The sequence below is a fragment of the Achromobacter sp. UMC71 genome, from assembly GCF_014170305.1.
GTDB lineage: Bacteria > Pseudomonadota > Gammaproteobacteria > Burkholderiales > Burkholderiaceae_B > Achromobacter.
Map to the genome: position 1 here is coordinate 22739 of NZ_LZZT01000058.1, position 15908 is coordinate 38646.

At 67.4% G+C, this 15908-nt stretch carries 16 protein-coding genes; 6 read left to right on the forward strand and 10 right to left on the reverse strand.

Annotation, left to right across the window (positions count from 1 at the left end):
- Positions 1 to 2 precede the first annotated feature (2 nt).
- The 4 genes from rnc to A9974_RS28050 are packed head-to-tail and all read left to right on the forward strand — an operon-like array spanning position 3 to position 3168.
- On the forward strand, positions 3 to 764 hold the full coding sequence (rnc, locus tag A9974_RS28035) for a ribonuclease III (RefSeq protein ID WP_183007441.1): 762 nt from the start codon (positions 3 to 5) through the stop codon (positions 762 to 764).
- Positions 761 to 1651, forward strand: a complete 891-nt coding sequence (era, locus tag A9974_RS28040; RefSeq protein WP_183007442.1) for a GTPase Era — start codon at positions 761 to 763, stop codon at positions 1649 to 1651. Before rnc ends, era begins: the two co-directional genes overlap by 4 nt.
- On the forward strand, positions 1644 to 2231 hold the full coding sequence (recO, locus tag A9974_RS28045; protein ID WP_025137141.1) for a DNA repair protein RecO: 588 nt from the start codon (positions 1644 to 1646) through the stop codon (positions 2229 to 2231). Before era ends, recO begins: the two co-directional genes overlap by 8 nt.
- A 19-nt stretch (positions 2232 to 2250) precedes the next feature.
- Positions 2251 to 3168, forward strand: coding sequence for a LysR substrate-binding domain-containing protein (locus tag A9974_RS28050; protein WP_183007443.1), 918 nt, complete (start codon positions 2251 to 2253; stop codon positions 3166 to 3168).
- 342 nt (positions 3169 to 3510) lie between these two features.
- Here the strand turns inward: A9974_RS28050 and A9974_RS28055 are convergent, their stop codons facing one another.
- The 9 genes from A9974_RS28055 to A9974_RS28095 form a co-directional block, all read right to left on the reverse strand.
- Positions 3511 to 4611 (reverse strand): pyridoxal-phosphate dependent enzyme, encoded by a 1101-nt coding sequence (locus A9974_RS28055; RefSeq protein ID WP_183007444.1) that lies wholly within the window; start codon positions 4609 to 4611, stop codon positions 3511 to 3513.
- A 9-nt stretch (positions 4612 to 4620) separates the two neighbouring features.
- Complete coding sequence (locus A9974_RS28060) at positions 4621 to 5598, reverse strand: succinylglutamate desuccinylase/aspartoacylase family protein (protein WP_183007445.1); 978 nt, start codon at positions 5596 to 5598, stop codon at positions 4621 to 4623.
- 31 nt (positions 5599 to 5629) lie between these two features.
- Positions 5630 to 6592 carry a tripartite tricarboxylate transporter substrate binding protein gene (locus A9974_RS28065; RefSeq protein WP_183007446.1) on the reverse strand — a complete coding sequence of 321 codons (963 nt, stop codon included), beginning with the start codon at positions 6590 to 6592 and terminating at the stop codon, positions 5630 to 5632.
- A gap of 90 nt (positions 6593 to 6682) precedes the next feature.
- A complete protein-coding gene (locus A9974_RS28070) occupies positions 6683 to 8011 on the reverse strand; it encodes an NTP/NDP exchange transporter (protein WP_183007447.1) in 1329 nt (442 codons plus the stop codon).
- Positions 8012 to 8015: 4 nt separating this feature from the next.
- A complete protein-coding gene (locus tag A9974_RS28075) occupies positions 8016 to 8933 on the reverse strand; it encodes an aldo/keto reductase (protein WP_183007448.1) in 918 nt (305 codons plus the stop codon).
- A gap of 70 nt (positions 8934 to 9003) precedes the next feature.
- Positions 9004 to 9714: a Bax inhibitor-1/YccA family protein gene (locus A9974_RS28080; protein ID WP_025137148.1), complete on the reverse strand. Its 711-nt coding sequence runs from the start codon at positions 9712 to 9714 to the stop codon at positions 9004 to 9006.
- A gap of 149 nt (positions 9715 to 9863) precedes the next feature.
- Positions 9864 to 10310, reverse strand: a complete 447-nt coding sequence (locus A9974_RS28085; protein ID WP_183007449.1) for a hypothetical protein — start codon at positions 10308 to 10310, stop codon at positions 9864 to 9866.
- 61 nt (positions 10311 to 10371) lie between these two features.
- A complete protein-coding gene (locus tag A9974_RS28090) occupies positions 10372 to 10833 on the reverse strand; it encodes a DNA polymerase III subunit chi (protein ID WP_183007450.1) in 462 nt (153 codons plus the stop codon).
- A 22-nt stretch (positions 10834 to 10855) separates the two neighbouring features.
- Complete coding sequence (locus A9974_RS28095; RefSeq protein WP_183007451.1) at positions 10856 to 12361, reverse strand: leucyl aminopeptidase; 1506 nt, start codon at positions 12359 to 12361, stop codon at positions 10856 to 10858.
- 55 nt (positions 12362 to 12416) lie between these two features.
- Here A9974_RS28095 and lptF point away from each other — a divergent pair, with 55 nt between their 5' ends.
- Positions 12417 to 13517, forward strand: coding sequence for an LPS export ABC transporter permease LptF (gene lptF / locus A9974_RS28100; RefSeq protein WP_183007452.1), 1101 nt, complete (start codon positions 12417 to 12419; stop codon positions 13515 to 13517).
- 63 nt (positions 13518 to 13580) lie between these two features.
- On the opposite strand, the gene A9974_RS28105 is transcribed toward lptF, so the two are convergent.
- On the reverse strand, positions 13581 to 14501 hold the full coding sequence (locus A9974_RS28105; protein ID WP_183007453.1) for a LysR family transcriptional regulator: 921 nt from the start codon (positions 14499 to 14501) through the stop codon (positions 13581 to 13583).
- A 171-nt stretch (positions 14502 to 14672) separates the two neighbouring features.
- On the opposite strand from A9974_RS28105, the gene A9974_RS28110 reads away from it, so the two are divergent.
- On the forward strand, positions 14673 to 15890 hold the full coding sequence (locus A9974_RS28110; RefSeq protein WP_183007454.1) for an ABC transporter substrate-binding protein: 1218 nt from the start codon (positions 14673 to 14675) through the stop codon (positions 15888 to 15890).
- Positions 15891 to 15908: the final 18 nt, after the last annotated feature.

Genomic DNA, 15908 nt, shown 5'->3' on the forward strand with positions numbered 1-15908 from the left:
TTATGTCGCTAGCCACGCTAGAAAACCGGCTGGATCACCACTTCGGTGATCCAGCATTGCTTGAACAGGCACTGACGCATCGTAGCCACGGTGCGCGCCACAACGAGCGGCTGGAATTCCTTGGGGATTCCGTGCTGAACTTCGTCGTCGCGGCGATGCTGTTCGAGCGCTATTCGAAAATCGACGAAGGCGACCTGTCGCGTTTGCGGGCCAACCTGGTCAAGCAGGCGTCGCTGGCCGACATCGCCCAGCGCCTGGAATTGTCCCAATACCTGCGCCTGGGCGAAGGCGAACTGAAAAGCGGCGGTTTCCGCCGTCCGTCGATCCTGGCGGACACGGTCGAGGCCCTGTTCGGCGCCGTGTTCCTGGATGCCGGGTTCGATGCCGCCCGCCGCGTGATCGTGCGCCAGTACCAGCCGGTGCTGGCCTCGGTCGATCCCAAGACCCTGGGCAAGGACGCCAAGACCTTGCTGCAGGAATTTTTGCAGGGCCGCAAGCTGGCCCTGCCCGTGTATACGGTCGTGGCCACGCATGGCGCGGCCCATAGCCAGCAATTCGAGGTCGAGTGCGCCATTCCGGCGCTCGAGATCAAAGTGACGGCTCCCGGCGCCAGCCGCCGCGCCGCCGAGCAATCGGCGGCCAAGTTGGCGCTGGAAGCCGCGCTGGCCGTCAGCCCGGCGGCCAAAGCTGCCCGCAAGTCGGGCAAGGCGCGCAAAACCGCGCAATTGTCGCTGCCCGTGGCAGTGTCCCAAGAGACTAAATGAGCGATACCCCTTTTCGTACCGGCTTCGTGGCCATCGTCGGCCGCCCCAATGTGGGCAAGTCCACGCTGACGAATGCCCTGATCGGTTCCAAGATTTCCATCGTGTCGCGCAAGGCGCAGACGACGCGCCACCGCATCCATGGCGTGCTGACGCGCGACCATGAGCAGTTCGTGTTCGTCGATACGCCCGGCTTCCAGACGCGCCATGGCGGCGCCATGAACCGCATGATGAACCGTGTTGTGACCCAGGCGCTGGCCGATGTCGACGTGGTGGTGCATGTGGTCGAGGCCGGCAAGTGGTCCGAAGGCGATGCCAAGCTGCTGCCGCTGCTGCCGTCGCCCGAGCGCACCATCCTGGTCGTCAGCAAGATCGACGCCCTGAAGAACCGCGACGAGCTGTTCGCTTTTGTCTCCAAGATCATGGCGCTGCATCCGTTCGGCGCCGTGGTGCCGGTCAGCGCCACCAAGAACCAGCAGCTGGACCAGCTGCTGCAAGAAATCGCGACGCGCCTGCCGGAAGGCGAGGCGATGTTCGAGGAAGACACCCTGACCGACCGCCCGATGCGCTTCATCGCGGCCGAGCTGGTGCGCGAGAAGATCTTCCGCCTGGTGGGCGACGAGCTGCCCTACGGCTGTACGGTCGTCATCGAGCAATGGGAAGAAAACGACAAGGGCGCGCGCATCGCGGCCTGCGTCGTCGTGGAGCGCGACAGCCACAAGCCCATCCTGCTGGGCACAGGCGGCATGCACATGAAGCGCATTGCTTCCGAAGCGCGGCAGGACATCGCCAAGCTGTTGGACAAGCCTGTACACCTGGAGATCTACATCAAGGTGCGCAAGGGCTGGTCCGACCGCGAGAGTGCGCTGCGCGATTTGGGCTATGAGTAAACGGGCGCCACGCGTCCAGGATCGCCCGGGATACATGCTGCACGCCACCGCGTGGCGTGAGACATCCCTCATCGTTCAGACTTTCTCGCGCGACCATGGCTGCGTCGCCATGGTCGCCAAGGGCGCCAAGCGCCCGTATTCCGTTTTGCGTCCCGTGCTGTCGGCCTTTCAGCCCTTGTTGCTGTCCTGGACGGGCAATGGCGAGGTCAAGACTCTGACACGGGCCGAGATCATGGGGGTGCGCGCCCTGAGCGGCACCGCGCTGATGTCGGCCTGGTACATGAACGAGCTGCTGCTGCGGCTGCTGCCGCGCGAAGACGCCCACCCCCTGCTGTTCGACGCGTACGACATGGCTTTGCAGCAGTTGTCGGGCGGCACCCGTGCCGCGGGCGCTCTGCGCCGTTTCGAGTGGACGCTGCTGCGTGAAACCGGCTATGGCGTGGACGAAGCCGAACCCGACTTTGACGATCCGGTCATCGAGCCTGCCCTGCGCCGCGATCTGCGCGAGCGCCTGGCCGAGAACCTGGCCGGCCGGCCCCTGGCGACGCGCCGGGTGCTGATGGACCTGCAGCGCATCTGAACTTGCGGCGCGCCCGGCCATGACCTTCACGCTCAAACAGGTTGAGACCTTCCGCACGGTCTATGAGACAGAAAGCGTGACCGCCGCGGCCCGGCGGCTGGACGTATCGCCCGCCACCGTCAGTGCCACCTTGGCCGCTCTGGAAGCCAGCATCGAATTGCGCTTGTTCGAGCGCGTGCGCCAGCGCATGCTGCGCACGCCCGAAGCCACGCTGCTATACGAGGAAATCCGCCGCCTGAACGTCGGCCTGGAAAGCCTGGGCCGCAAGATCCGGGCTATTCGCGGCGCGGCGCAGCCGCGTTTGCGCATCGGTTGCATCCACGCATACAGTGGCGCGGTCGTCAGCGATGCCATCGCGCGCTTCCGTCAACGCTATCCGGATACGCCGCTGTACCTGCAGATCCGCGATTCAAACACCTTGCGCGACATGGTCGTCTCCGGCGAACTGGACCTGGCGGCCGTGGCCGACGAGTCCGAGCTGGAAGGCTTGCGGGGCCATCGCCTGGCCAGCCTGCGCGCCGTGGTGGTGTTTCCCAAGGGGCACCCCTTGGCGCGGCTGGAGCAGGTAGGCTTTGCGCAGATGGCTGATGCCGATGTTATCGCGTTGAATGCCGAGGACGCCTCGCGCCAGCGTCTGGACGCGTTGTTGCTGCAGGCCGGGCTGAACCTGAAGATCGCGATCGAGACGCCGTATTCGGCCACCATCTGCCAGCTGGCACTGGACGGCCATGGCGTCGGCATCGCCAATCCCGCGACCGCGGTAAGCCTGGAAGCCGCCGGGCTGAGCCACCGGCCGCTCAGCGCGCCGGTGCATTTTGAATGCCACATGATCGTGCATGGCAGCCGGCCCCTGTCCGAGGCCGGCAAGTTCTGGGCCACTTGTTTGCGCGCGGCGCTGGCGCCGCTGGTGGAGCGCTACGGGGTCGACCTGGCCTAGGGCCTGTTCACACTAGAAGGCGCCTCGCATGAGTACCCAAATGAGTGGCTATCAAGGCGCGAAGCGCAGTCGTGGTCGACCCCCGGCGAGCATTCGCAACGCCGAGAGGCGCTCATTTGGGTGCTCACCCTTCGGGCAGGCCGGTAATCGGGCGCCAGGCGTCGTTGCGCTCACCTTGCGTGGCACAGCCACGCGGCGGCGACCGCGCCTAGCCTGGCGCCCGATTACCGGCCTGTGCGAGGCGCCTTCTAGTGTGAACAGGCCCTAGGGCCTTTTAGTGTTAACAGGCCCTAGGTCCTGCTAGCGCATTCGCTTGCGCTGGCGTGCTACCCGTTCAAGCCATCAACCGCGGCGTCCGTCAGACGTCAGGATCAGCACCACCGAGGACTCCGCATCCAGCTGCCCGGCGCGGCGCAGCCGCGTCACCGCGGCCAGTGCGGCGGCCGACGACAGCTCGGCCGCCAATCCCATGCGTTCCAGGCGTTGCTGCGCCTGGGCGGCGGCGGGGTCCGATACTTCCACCGGCGAGCCTCCCGAGCGCGCCAGGGCCGCCAATGACTGCAGCGTGGTGGTGCCGCCGGCGATCGAGTACTGGTCCGTGGCGCCATCCCATTGCCCTCGCGCATCGCCGGCAGCCCGGGCCCGCGACAGGCGGGCATAGGGTTCGACCGCGTGCAGGCGCGGCAGCCGCGGGATCAGGCCCGCAGCCAGCAGATGCTGCCAGCCCAGCAGGATGCCCCACAGCAGGTCGCCGCGCGCGGTCGGCACGACGATGTCCGTCGGCAGCCCGCAAGTATCGAAAATCTCCTGGGCGATGGGCTTGTAGCCCTCGACGCCATAAGGATGGGTGCCGACCGGCGGATTCAGGTAATTGGTGCCGGCGAAGGCCCCCTGGTTGCGGCATAGGTCCGCCACGTAAGGCCAACGCCCCAGACTGTCGTCGAACGCGGTCAGCCGGGCGCCGAAGCGTTGCATGGCCTCGCGCTGCAGCGGCGGACAGCTGCGGGTGATGGCGATGTCGGCCTGCAAGCTGGCCGCGGCGCAGTACGCCGCCAGCGACACGCCGGCGTTGCCGCTGGAGGCCGCGGCCACGCGCGACGCGCCGGCCAGGCGGGCCCGCGAAACCAGCTGGGCCGCCATGCGGTCCTTGTGGCTGCCGGTGGGATTGGCACTTTCGCACTTGAGCCATAGCCGGCCGACGCCTTCGGCCTGCGCGAGCGCGGCGGCGTCCAGGCAGGGCGTGGCGCCTTCGCCCAGCGTCACCGGATTGAGCACCGGCAATGCCATGGCGGTTTCGCCGGCCGGGGTGTCGTAGCGGCACTCCAGGGAGGCGGGGTGGCCGGCTTGCAGGCATTGGGGGCAGCCTTCGGAATAGTCGGCGGGCGGCAGCAGGGCTTCGCAGCGGATGCAGCGCAGGCCGGACAAGCGGGGATTCATCTGCATGGGAAATGGTCAGTACAACGAGGGCAGGGAGTCCAGGGGAAGGGCGGGCGCCACCTGCAGCAGGCAGTCGCCGTCGTCGCTGCGGGCGATGGCGCGCAGGCACACGACGGTGCCGGCCTGCGGACTGGCCAGGCTGCGCAGCGGAGAATCGGGGCGCGCGGGCTCGATCAGTTGGCCGATGGTCTGTCCGGCGGTCACGGTCTGGCCCAATGTCACGCCGGGGATGAAGACACCGCTTTCCCGCGTGCGCAAGGTGGCAGCGGGCGCGTCCAGGTCGTAGAGTGCGGGGCTGGCGGCGGGGGGCGGCGGGTTTGCCAGCAGGCCCAGTTCGGCCAGGCATCCCAGCAAGCCGTCGCGGCAGTGTTCGACCAGGGCTTGAGTGGTTTCCCGGCCGCCGCCGATTTCCGCGCTCAGCCGCAGCACGCCCAGGCGGCTGGCGGCGGCGGGCAGGGAGCCGGATTCAGTGCCGCGGAAAAACACGCAATGGGGCAGGCCGAAGGCACGGGCCAGCGCCGGCAGACGTTGATCGAACGCGTCGTTGCCGTAGCGGGTGATGACCGACGACGGCAGGTAGCGCAGGGATGCGCCGCCGCTGTGCACGTCGATCAGCGCCTGGATGCGGGGCAGCAGCCGGGATTCCAGCGCGGCGGCCACGCTTTCGGTGTAGCCCCGCACGGGGGCGCCGAGGAAGGCGCGGTTGAGATTGCCGGCATCTGACGGGGACAGGCGGGTGCCGGCCAGCGAGGCCTCGGCATTGGCGGCGGGCAGGAGATAGACGGTGCCGCGTTGCAGGACGCCGGGCAGCAGGTGCCACAATTGCAGGATGGCGGCCTGGCCTTCCCATTCGTCGCCGTGCACGCCGGCCATCAGGGCCACGGCCGGGCCAGGGCCGGCTTCGATCTTCAGCATGGGCACGGTGACGCGCCGGTAGGCCGAGGCATTGGTCGCGGCGGCGCAGGTGAAGTCTTCGCGGCTTACCTTGACCATGAGACGGCTCCGGGCAATCGGGGGCGCGGCGTCAGTCCAGCGTGGTGCCGGCGGCTTTGATGATGCTTTCCCATTTGGGCAGTTCCTTCTGGATCTGGGTTTTCACGGCGTCGGGCGTGCCGCCCAGCGGTTCTTGCGAGCGGCTGCGCAGTTCCTTGCTGACGGTGTCGGAACGCAGCGCGGCATTCATGGCGGCATTCAAGCGGGCGATCGCCGCGGGCGGGGTGCCGGCCGGCGCCACCAGCGCGCTCCAGGCCGATTGCTCGTAATCGGGGTAGCCTTGTTCGGCCACTGTCGGCACGTCCGGATTGGACGCCGCGCGGGTCTTGGTGGTGACCGCCAGCGCGCGCAGGCGGCCATCTTTCAGGTTGCCGATCAGCGGCGGCAGGTTTTCCATCATCGAGTCCACATGCCCGCCCAACAGGTCCGAGAGCTGGGCGGCGGTGGCCTTGTACGGGATCTGGCGCACGGCCGCGCCAGTCTGGGCGATGAAGAGCTTGACGCCGACTTCGCTGGTGGTGCCGGGGTCGGCCGAGGTCATGGTCAGGCGGTCGGGCTGCGCTTTACTGGCCGCGATGAAGCTCTTGAGGTCGCGATAGGGCGAGGCCGCGTTGACGACGATGACGTTGGGGGTTTCAGCCACCAGCCCGATGGGAACAATGTCACGGTCCAGGTCGTACAGCTGCTGCTTGAAGAGATAGCGATGCAGCACCAGGGTGCCGACGTGCGCGTAGCCGATGGTGTAGCCGTCGGGCGCGGCGCGCACCAGCGCCTGCGTGCCGATGCGTCCGCCTGCGCCCACGCGGTTTTCCACCACGACCGGCTGCCCCAGCGTGCGGCTCATTTCCTGGCCGACGAGGCGGGCGGTGATGTCGGCATTGCCGCCGGCCGCGGCCGGCACGATCAGGGTGATCGGACGTTCGGGATAGTCGGCCAGCGCGGGTTGCGCGGCAAGGCAAAGCAACAAGGCGGCGAGGCGGGTGGTGCGTGTCATGACGGATTCCCGGAACATGGAGGGCGGCGCGGTCAGGCTGCGCGATGGGCTGCGCTATTGTGCGGCGGTCCGTCAGGAAATCCGTTCGGTCTATTGAGATGGGTGTTCAGAGGAATCTAACGTTTTAGGCGTGAGGTCCGCGCAGGGCTGACGGTCCGCGCGGCGCCCCAGGCCATAGCCGAGCGCCGCGGCCGCGAGCGCGCACACGGCGCCCAGCGTGGCGATCAGCGCGACGCCGTGGCCCAGCGCGTCGACGCCTGCCTTGACCCAGCCGCTGGCGGCATCGCCGGCACGGTAGATCACGGTGTCGATGACGTTCTTGGTCTTGTATTTGTCCTCGGGCGAGACCGCCGTGAACAGCATTTCGCGCCCGGGCCGGATCAACGCGTATTCGCCTGCGCGGCGCAGGATCATGGCGCCCGCCAGCACGGCAAACACCGGGTAGGCCGCCAGCGCCAGGAAGGCCAGCGCCATCGCTAGCGGCACCGCCGTCATCAGGAAGCGCACGCCCAGCTTGGCGGCCACGCGGCCGGTGATGAACAGCTGCGACAGCAGCGCCAGCGCCTGGACCGTGAAGTCCAGCGCCGCGAACACGCGGATGCGCTGGGCGGTATCGGCAAACGCGCCTGCCACCAGGCGGGCCTGCTCCATGTAGAGAAAGGTATTGAGGGTGGCCAGCAGCACGACCAGCGCGGCGATGCCCAGCAGATAGCGCGACTGGAATACGCGCGCCAGGCCAGCAAGCAGGGCGCCCGGAATCGGCCGGGCCATGTCGGCGGTGTCGGCGTCGGAACGCGTTGCCGCGCGCCAGCGCAGCAGCCAGCGCTTGAGCGGCAGCGTTGCTGCCAGCAGCAGGGCCGACAGCAACAGCAGGCCCGCCGGGCCCAGTGCCCCGGCCAGCAGTCCGCCCAGCAGCGGACCGCACAGGCCGCCAGCGCTGGCACCTGCTGCGATGAAGGCGAACAGGCGCTTGGCCGAGTCCATGCGGAACACGTCGGCCATCAGGCTCCAGGCCAGCGACACCACGAACAGGTTGAACACCGACAGCCATACATAGAAGCTGCGCGCGGCCCAGACGCTGTCGGGGCGCCAGTGGAACAACGCGGCATAGCCGGCCATGGTGGCGGCGAAGGCGGCGTAGACCCAGGTTATCAGCGTGGCCCGCGGTACCCGCGCGGACAGCCAGCCGAACAGCGGCACGACCGCCAGCATGGCGACGAAGGTGGCGGTGAACAGCCATTGCAACTGATCCACGCCGGCCTGGATGCCGAGCGTTTCGCGGATCGGCCGCAGCATGAAATAGCCGCAGAACAGGAAAAAGAAGAAGGCGAAGCCGCAAGCCCCCGGCGCCAGTTCCTCGGCGCGGATGCCGAAGGCTTGCGCCGCGCGCTGGCGCCAGGAGCCGGCAGCCAGGGGCATGGCCTCAGTCCAGCAGGGCGGCGATGCGTTCGCGCTGCGCGGGGTTCGGCAGGGGCCCGAAACCCGCCAGGATGTTGTCCGCCATATTGGCCGGCTTGGAGGTGGCGGGAATGACGGCTGTGACGGCGGGGTGGCTGATGATGAATTTCAGGAACAGTTGCGCCCAGGAACCGCAGCCGATCTCCGCAGCCAGGTCGGGCAGCGCCCGCCCCTTGACCCCGCGGAACAGGGCGCCATCCTGGAACGGGCGGTTGATCAGGACCGCGACGCCGTTCGCCAGGCAGGCCGGCAACAGGCGCTTTTCGGCGTTGCGGGCGCCCACCGACAGGTTGACCTGCAGGAAGTCGGGCTTTTCGCGTTCGACCAGATCGGTGAGTTCGTCATGGGCGTAATCGGTGTAGTGCGTGATGCCGATATAGCGCGTCAGGCCCTGTTGCTTCAGTTCGCGCAGCAGCGCCAGCTGGTTGCGGGTGTCGATCAGGTTGTGCACCTGGATCAGGTCCAGTTTGTCGGACTTGAGCGCGCGCTGGGAGTTCTGGATCTGGCGCATGGCCGACTCATGCCCTTCGGTGCCGATCTTGGTGGCCAGGAACACGCGGGGCCGCGGGTCCGGCGCACGCGCCAGCAACGCTCCGGTGACGGCTTCGGCTTGCCCGTAGCTGGGCGCGGTGTCGATCAGCGTGCCGCCCGAATCCAGCAGCGTGCCCAGCACCTGCGCCAGGGGCGCCATGGCGGCCGCGTCGGACGGCGCTACATTGAAGGTGTCGGCCGTGCCCAGCCCCATCACCGGCAGCATTTCGCCGCTGGACCAGATTTCGCGGACGCGCATGGGGCGCTTGGTGCTCAGGGCGTTGGCCGTCCAGGGGTGGGCGAGCAAGGGCAGGCAGGCGGCGGTCTGGAGGAATCGACGGCGGTCGGACATGGCGCGCTCCAATGAAAAAGGGCCTGCACATTCCATGCAGGCCCTGCTTTGCCGGTAAAGCGGTGCGCGATTACTCGCGGTTGCCGCCGAAGATGCCCAGCAGCATCAGCAGGTTCGAGAAGACGTTGTAGACGTCCAGGTAGATGGCCAGCGTGGCGGAAACGTAGTTCGTTTCGCCGCCGTTCACGACGCGTTGCAGGTCAACCAGCATGAACGCCGAGAAGATGACGATGGCCAGCACCGAGATGGTCAGCATCAGGGCAGGCAACTGCAGGAAGATGTTGGCCAGGGCGGCAACCAGGATGACGACCGCGCCGATGAACAGGAACTTCTGCAGACCGGACAGATCGCGCTTGATCGTGGTGGCCAGCGTGGCCATGGTGCCGAACACGATCGCGGTACCGCCGAAGGCCGTCATGACCAGCTGCGAGCCGTTGCTGAAGCCCATCACGAAGCCCAGCAGGCGCGACAGCATGACGCCCATGAAGAACGTGAAGGCGAGCAGCAGCACCACGCCCAGGGAGTTGTTCTTGTTCTTTTCGATCGCGAACATCATGCCGAAGGCGCCCACCAGGAACACGATGGCGGACAGGCCGGGGCTGGCGCCCATGACCCGGTTGATGCCGGTGTAGAGGCCGACAGCCGCGCCGAGCACGGTCGGGATCAGCGAGAGCGCCAGGAGCCAATAGGTGTTGCGCAGCACTTGGTTGCGCGCGACCTCGCCCGGCGCGCCGGCGATGGTGCCGGAACGGTTAAAGGGGGACGGACGATATTCGTTCATGGAGGACTCCTGTGTACGGCAGAAATTTATTTGCCTTGAAGGCTTAGATGCCAAGGATACCTTACAGTTCCCTGAAGAATCCAGTTTTTGGAAGAATGAGGGCAGGTGTAGCGGAGTGTAGTCGGGTTGTGGGGGCGGCAGGGCCGCTTTCAACCCGGCCGCAGGTCCTGCAGCACCCGGGCCACGATGCGGGGCAGTTCTTCGTCCATGCGGGCCTGGAGCTGCTCGACGGCATCGGCCAGGGCCAGGCGCATGGCCTGCTCGACTTCCGCCTGTAGACGGGCGGCCAGGATGGAGGCCGGCGGCGGGGACGTCAAGGCGGCGGGTGCCGGAGCGTTGGCCGCCGCGGAAGGCAGATCGGCCGATTCGGTCAGCAGGGGGAAATCGTCCGCATCTGCCGCGTCCGTCAGAACCGGAAAGTCGTCCGCTTCGGCCACGTCGGTCAGCAGCGGAAAGCTTTCGTCAGGGTACGCCCGTCCGCCGCCGTCCGCCACCTCGGTCAATACGGGGGTGTCCGGCAGCGACGCCGAGGGCGACAGGGTGGGTTCGGCCCGCTGGGTCAGGGTGGGAATGCCGGGATCGGAGGGGTGGGGCATGAGGGGCTCCCGAGGGTCGAGATGGCGCCGCCCGGGGACGGCGCGCGGGTACGGGGGGCGGTCAGTTGCCGGCCTGCTGCCGGGACAGGTCGTGGCTTTGCGGCGTATGGCCGGCACCCACATAGGTGCGCCAGCGTTGGCGCGCGGCCAGTTTGTCGTCGGGGTCGTCCGAGACGATTTCGAGCACGCGCTCGAAGGCGTCGAAGCCCGGCGGACAGCCGTCGTCCAGGTTGAGCAGCCAGGGCAAGGCTTGGTCTTCCTGGGCGGGCGCCTGGATCGCCTGGCGCGGATCGCCGGCAGTCAGGACGACCGGGGTTTCCGCCGCCAGCGGATCGTTGGCCAACACGTGCGGCACGAAGGAGGTGTCGTCGAACGCCCACAGCATGCGGTCGAAGGCGGTCAGCCGCGAGCCTTCCTTACAGTACACCACCAGCCGCTGGCCTGCCAGGTAGCGCTTGCGCACGACCTGGCAGGCCATGCGCAAGCGGTCTGGCGCGCCGAAGGCGAAGTCGATGCGCGTCATGCCGGGTTCCGTGGCCGGGAGATCAAGCCTGATCCAGCAGGAACTGCATCAGCAGCGGCACGGGGCGGCCCGTGGCGCCCTTGTCCTTGCCGCTTTTCCAGGCGGTCCCGGCGATGTCCAGGTGGGCCCAGCGGTACGACTTGGTGAAGCGCGACAGGAAGCAGGCGGCCGTGACGGCGCCGGCCGGAGGGCCGCCGATGTTGGCCAGGTCGGCGAAGTTGGACTTGAGCTGCTCCTGGTAGGCGTCGTCCATGGGCATGCGCCATGCGGTGTCCAGCGCCTGGCGGCCGGCGGCGGTCAGGGCGTCGGACAAGGCGTCGTCCTTGGTGAACAGGCCGGTGTTGACGTGGCCCAGGGCCACGACGCAGGCGCCCGTGAGGGTGGCGATGTCGATGACAGTGGACGGCTTGAAGCGTTCGGCGTAGGTCAGGGCATCGCACAGCACCAGGCGGCCTTCGGCGTCGGTATTCAGGATTTCGATGGTCAGGCCGGCCATGCTGGTGACCACGTCGCCCGGCTTGTTGGCGGTGCCGCTCGGCAGGTTTTCGCAGGCCGGGATCAGGCCGACGACGTCCAGGGGCAGCTCGAGTTCGGCCAGGGCGCGGAACGAGCCCAGCACGCTGGCGGCGCCGCACATGTCGTACTTCATTTCGTCCATCGTGGCGGCGGGCTTGAGCGAGATGCCGCCGGCGTCAAAGGTGATGCCCTTGCCGACCAGCACGATGGGGCCTTGCGCGGCCTTGGCGCCCTTCTTGACGGGCTTGCCGGCATGGCGCAGCACGATGAAACGCAGGGCTTCCTCGGAGCCGCGCGCCACCGACAGGAACGAGCCCATGCCCAGGGCCTCGACCTGCTTCTTGTCCAGCACTTCGACCTTGATCGACTTGAACTCGCGGGCCAGCTTCTTGGCGGTTTCGCCCAGGTAGGTGGGGGTGCAGATGTTGCCCGGCAGGTTGCCCAGGGTGCGGGTTAGCTCCATGCCGTTGGCGATGGCCGCGCCTTCGCGCAGGCCTTTCTGGGCCTGGCTGGCGTCGGCGCGCTCGACGATCTGGACGATCTTCTTGAGCTTGGGGCGAGCATCGCGGTCGGGCTTGCCGAAGCTGGCGTCGTAGTGATACGTGGCGCTGCCGGCCGCGATGGCGGCGCTGCGGGCGCGGGCGATGATGGCGACGTCCGGGATCGGATTGGCGGCCAGGGTCGACACGCCTTCGGTCAGCTGGGCCGACACGCAGGCGGCGGCAAAGGCCTGTTCGGCCGAGGCGTGGGCGCGGGCCGAGTATTCGTCCTGCTTGCCCAGGCCCACCAGGACCACGCGCTGGGCCGCCACGCCCGGCAGGGAACGCAGCACCAGGGTGGCGCCGGCGCGGCCGCGGAACTCGGTCTTGGCGACGGCGCGCACGGCACCGTTGGAGGCTCGGTCGATGAGGTCGGCGGCGGGGCTCAACACGCCGTCGGCAAAGACCCCGACCGCCAGCGCGGCCGTTTTGACTTGGTGCAGGGAAGCGGTGGTCTGTGTGCTAAATTCCATGAGGGTTTCCCGTGTGCGTCTGTATGATGCGGTCGATTATCCCGCATATTCTCCCATGTCTCTATTCAAACGCTCTGTCGTCAGCGAGATCACCAGTCACGCTGGCGTTGTCTTTTCCACGTTGCTCATCGTATGGCTCAGCGTGCTGCTGGTGCGCCTGCTCGGTGAAGCGGCGGGCGGCAACATCGGGGCGGACGTCGTGCTCGTGCTGGCCGCGCTGTCCACCATCACGGCGCTGCCGACCATCCTGGCGGTCTCGATCTTCATCGCCGTGCTTACCACCGTCACGCGCAACTACCGGGAATCCGAAATGGTCGTCTGGTTCGCCAGCGGCCTGTCGCTGGCGGATTGGCTCAAGCCCGTGCTGCGCGTCGCGATTCCCGTGGCCATCGCGGTGGCGGGCCTGACACTGGTCGCGGCGCCCTGGGCGTACCGCCAGATCGGCGAATACCACGAACGCTTCGAACAACGCTCCGACCTGTCCAAGGTCACGGCGGGCCAGTTCGCGGAATCCGCCGGCGGCAACCGCGTGTTCTTCGCCGAAGACCCGGCCAAGCCCACCGACGAACTGGGCAACGTGTTCGCCCGCGAAACCGGCCCCGAGTGGCTCAGCGTCCTGACCGCCAGCAGCGCCCACAGCGAAACCCTGCCCAACGGTGACCGCTTCCTGGTGCTGGGCGAAGGCCATCGCTATGACCTGAAGCCGGGCACGCCCGAGATCCGCCTGGTGCACTTCGACAAATACGGGCTGCGCCTGGAAAGCAAGGGCGGCGATGATCCGGTCGCCTCGGCCCGTGCCGCCGCCGAGCGCTCGTCCAAGGCCCGCACCACGCCGCAACTGATGGCCGACAACACCACCAGCAGCTGGTCGCAGGTGATGTGGCGCATCTCGCTGCCGCTGGCCGCGCTGAACCTGGCGCTGCTGGCGATTCCGCTGGGCGCGGTGAATCCGCGCCTGGGCCGCTCCGGCGACCTGCTCATCGCCGGCCTGGTGGGCCTGCTGTACATGAACCTGATCAACCTGTCGCGCGCCTGGATCTCCAACGGCAAGCTCAGCTTCGGCGTGGGCACGTTCGCGATCCACATCATCGTGGCCATGTTGACGGCCTTCCTGCTGATGCGCCGCCTGCGGGTCAAGGCGCCCAAGAACAGCTAGGGGCCGCGGCCCGCGCCGCCCGGCGCGGGCGCCAGGCCGGGGCGCGGGCCCCGGCGGCCCGTTTCAGGGCAGATACTTCATCGTGCCGCGCTTGCCGGCCAGCAGGTCGGCGTTCTTCAGCACCGACTTGCGGATGAATTCCCACAGCACCGTCACGCGCTTGAGCTTGCGCAGGTCTTCGTGGCAGTACATCCAGAACGACCGCGTGATTTCCACTTCGTTTTCCAGCACGGGCTTTAACCGCGGGTCCTGCGCGGCGATGAAGCAGGGCAGGATGGCCAGCGACTGGCCCTGCAGCGCCGCGTGGTATTGCGCCACGACGCTGGTGCTGCGCAGCACCACCCGGCTGGCGGGCAGCAGGTCTTCCAGGTAGCGCAGGCGTTCGCTGAACAGCAGTTCGTCCACATACCCGATGAAGCTGTGGCCGGCCAGGTCGGCGCGGCTTTCGATGGGCGGGTGACGCGCCAGGTAGCCTGGCGTGCCATACAGGCGCAAGGTGTAGTCGCACAGCTTGCTGCAGACGTATGGACCGCGCTGGGGACGTTCGATCGTGATGGCCAGGTCGGCTTCGCGCTTGGACAGGCTGACAAAGCGCGGCACCGGCAGGATGTCCAGCGTGATGTGCGGATAGCGGCGCTGGAAATCGGCCGCCAGCGGCGTCAGCACATAGCTGCCGAAACCTTCCGTCGCGCCGATGCGCAGGTGGCCCGACAGGGCCTGCCCGATGCCGGACAGGTTCTCGCGCGCGGTGTGCACCGTGCTTTCCATCTGCTCGGCATGCACGAACAGGCGCTGGCCGTCTTCGGTCAGCACGAAGCCGGCGCTACGCGATTTCTCGAACAGCAGGGTGTCCAGCTCGGTCTCCAGCGCGCGGATGCGCCGCGACACCGTGGTGTGTTCGACCCCGAGTTTGCGCGCTGCGGCGCTGACCCGCTGGGTGCGGGCCACTTCCAGGAAATACCGCAGGCTGTCCCAATCAAGCACGTCGCTGGCCTTTATTCTGGTTGTGCATTGATGCACAAGGAATGTGCATTTCTAGTGTTGCTTGTTGATTTTCACACATCTACACTGGGTCGGCAGGCCCTAGGGCAATGCTCCTGGAGCCGCAGGCCGCAAAGACGGTCCCATAACGTATAAAACTCAGGAGACAAATCCATGGAATTGCACGTACGCGGACTGGCCGCAGGCTTGTGTCTGGGCGCAGCGCTGGTCAGTCAGGCACACGCGGCGGACAAGCCGCCGGTAAAGATCGGCATTCTCACGGACATGTCCGGCACCTATGCCGGCATGGGCGGCGCGGGTTCGGTGGCGGCGGCGCAACTGGCGATCGACGACTGCCTGGCGGCCGAGTGCAAGGGCATGAAGATCGAACTGGTCTCGGCCGACAACCAGAACAAGGCCGACGTGGGGGCGGCAAAGGCGCGTGAATGGTTCGACCGCGACGGCGTCACCGCCATCGCCGACCTGACCAATTCCGCGGTAGCGCTGGCGGTGCAGGGCATCGCGCGGGAAAAGAACAAGGTCGTGATGTTCTCGGGCCCGGCCACCACGGCGCTGACCAACAAGGAATGCTCGCCGGTCGGCTTTCACTGGATGTTCGACACCTATTCGCAGTCGGCCGGCGGCGCCAAGGCCACGGTCAAGGCGGGCGGCAAATCCTGGTATTTCATCACCGTGGACTATGCCTTCGGCCACTCGCTCGAAGCGGACACGGCCAAGGCGGTCAAGGCGCTGGGCGGCACGGTCGCCGGCAGTGTGCGCCATCCGCTGAACGCGCCGGACTTCGCCTCGTATCTGCTGCAGGCGCAAAGCTCCAAGGCACAGGTCGTGGCGCTGGCCAACGGCGGGCAGGACACGGTCAACGCGGTCAAGCAGGCGCGCGAGTTCGGCATCGTGGCCGGCGGCCAGCGCCTGGTGTCGCTGCTGATCTTCCTGTCGGACCTGCGCGCGCTGGGGCTGGAAAGCGCCCAGGGCCTGTCTTACGTGGACGGTTTCTATTGGGATTACGACGACGCCTCGCGACAATGGGCCACGCGTTTCGAGAAGGCCTTCCGCGGCCTGAAGCCCACCATGACGCAGGCCGGCGTGTATTCCAGCGTGCTGCACTATCTGCGTTCGGTCGCGGCCTCGGGCAGCACGGACGGCAAGGTGGTGGCCGACAAGATGCGTGAACTGCCGATCAAGGATCCGATCATGCGCAACGCGTCGATCCGCCCCGATGGCCGCGTGATCCACGACATGTACCTGTATGAAGTGAAAAAGCCCGCCGAGTCCAAGGGCGGCTGGGACTATTCCAAGCTGGTGGCAACCATTCCGGCCGCCGAAGCCTTCCAGCCGCTGGCCGATTCGACCTGCCCGCTGGTCCAGAAGTAAGACGCGGGTGCGGCGCCG

Coding starts and splice junctions, on each gene's coding strand:
- A9974_RS28080 (WP_025137148.1), bottom strand. CDS start 9,714: ATGAACGAATATCGTCCGTCCCCCTTTAACCGTTCCGGCACCATCGCC.
- A9974_RS28110 (WP_183007454.1), top strand. CDS start 14,673: ATGGAATTGCACGTACGCGGACTGGCCGCAGGCTTGTGTCTGGGCGCA.
- A9974_RS28085 (WP_183007449.1), bottom strand. CDS start 10,310: ATGCCCCACCCCTCCGATCCCGGCATTCCCACCCTGACCCAGCGGGCC.
- lptF (WP_183007452.1), top strand. CDS start 12,417: ATGTCTCTATTCAAACGCTCTGTCGTCAGCGAGATCACCAGTCACGCT.
- A9974_RS28055 (WP_183007444.1), bottom strand. CDS start 4,611: ATGCAGATGAATCCCCGCTTGTCCGGCCTGCGCTGCATCCGCTGCGAA.
- A9974_RS28060 (WP_183007445.1), bottom strand. CDS start 5,598: ATGGTCAAGGTAAGCCGCGAAGACTTCACCTGCGCCGCCGCGACCAAT.
- A9974_RS28050 (WP_183007443.1), top strand. CDS start 2,251: ATGACCTTCACGCTCAAACAGGTTGAGACCTTCCGCACGGTCTATGAG.
- A9974_RS28065 (WP_183007446.1), bottom strand. CDS start 6,592: ATGACACGCACCACCCGCCTCGCCGCCTTGTTGCTTTGCCTTGCCGCG.
- A9974_RS28070 (WP_183007447.1), bottom strand. CDS start 8,011: ATGCCCCTGGCTGCCGGCTCCTGGCGCCAGCGCGCGGCGCAAGCCTTC.
- A9974_RS28090 (WP_183007450.1), bottom strand. CDS start 10,833: ATGACGCGCATCGACTTCGCCTTCGGCGCGCCAGACCGCTTGCGCATG.
- rnc (WP_183007441.1), top strand. CDS start 3: ATGTCGCTAGCCACGCTAGAAAACCGGCTGGATCACCACTTCGGTGAT.
- era (WP_183007442.1), top strand. CDS start 761: ATGAGCGATACCCCTTTTCGTACCGGCTTCGTGGCCATCGTCGGCCGC.
- A9974_RS28075 (WP_183007448.1), bottom strand. CDS start 8,933: ATGTCCGACCGCCGTCGATTCCTCCAGACCGCCGCCTGCCTGCCCTTG.
- A9974_RS28095 (WP_183007451.1), bottom strand. CDS start 12,361: ATGGAATTTAGCACACAGACCACCGCTTCCCTGCACCAAGTCAAAACG.
- recO (WP_025137141.1), top strand. CDS start 1,644: ATGAGTAAACGGGCGCCACGCGTCCAGGATCGCCCGGGATACATGCTG.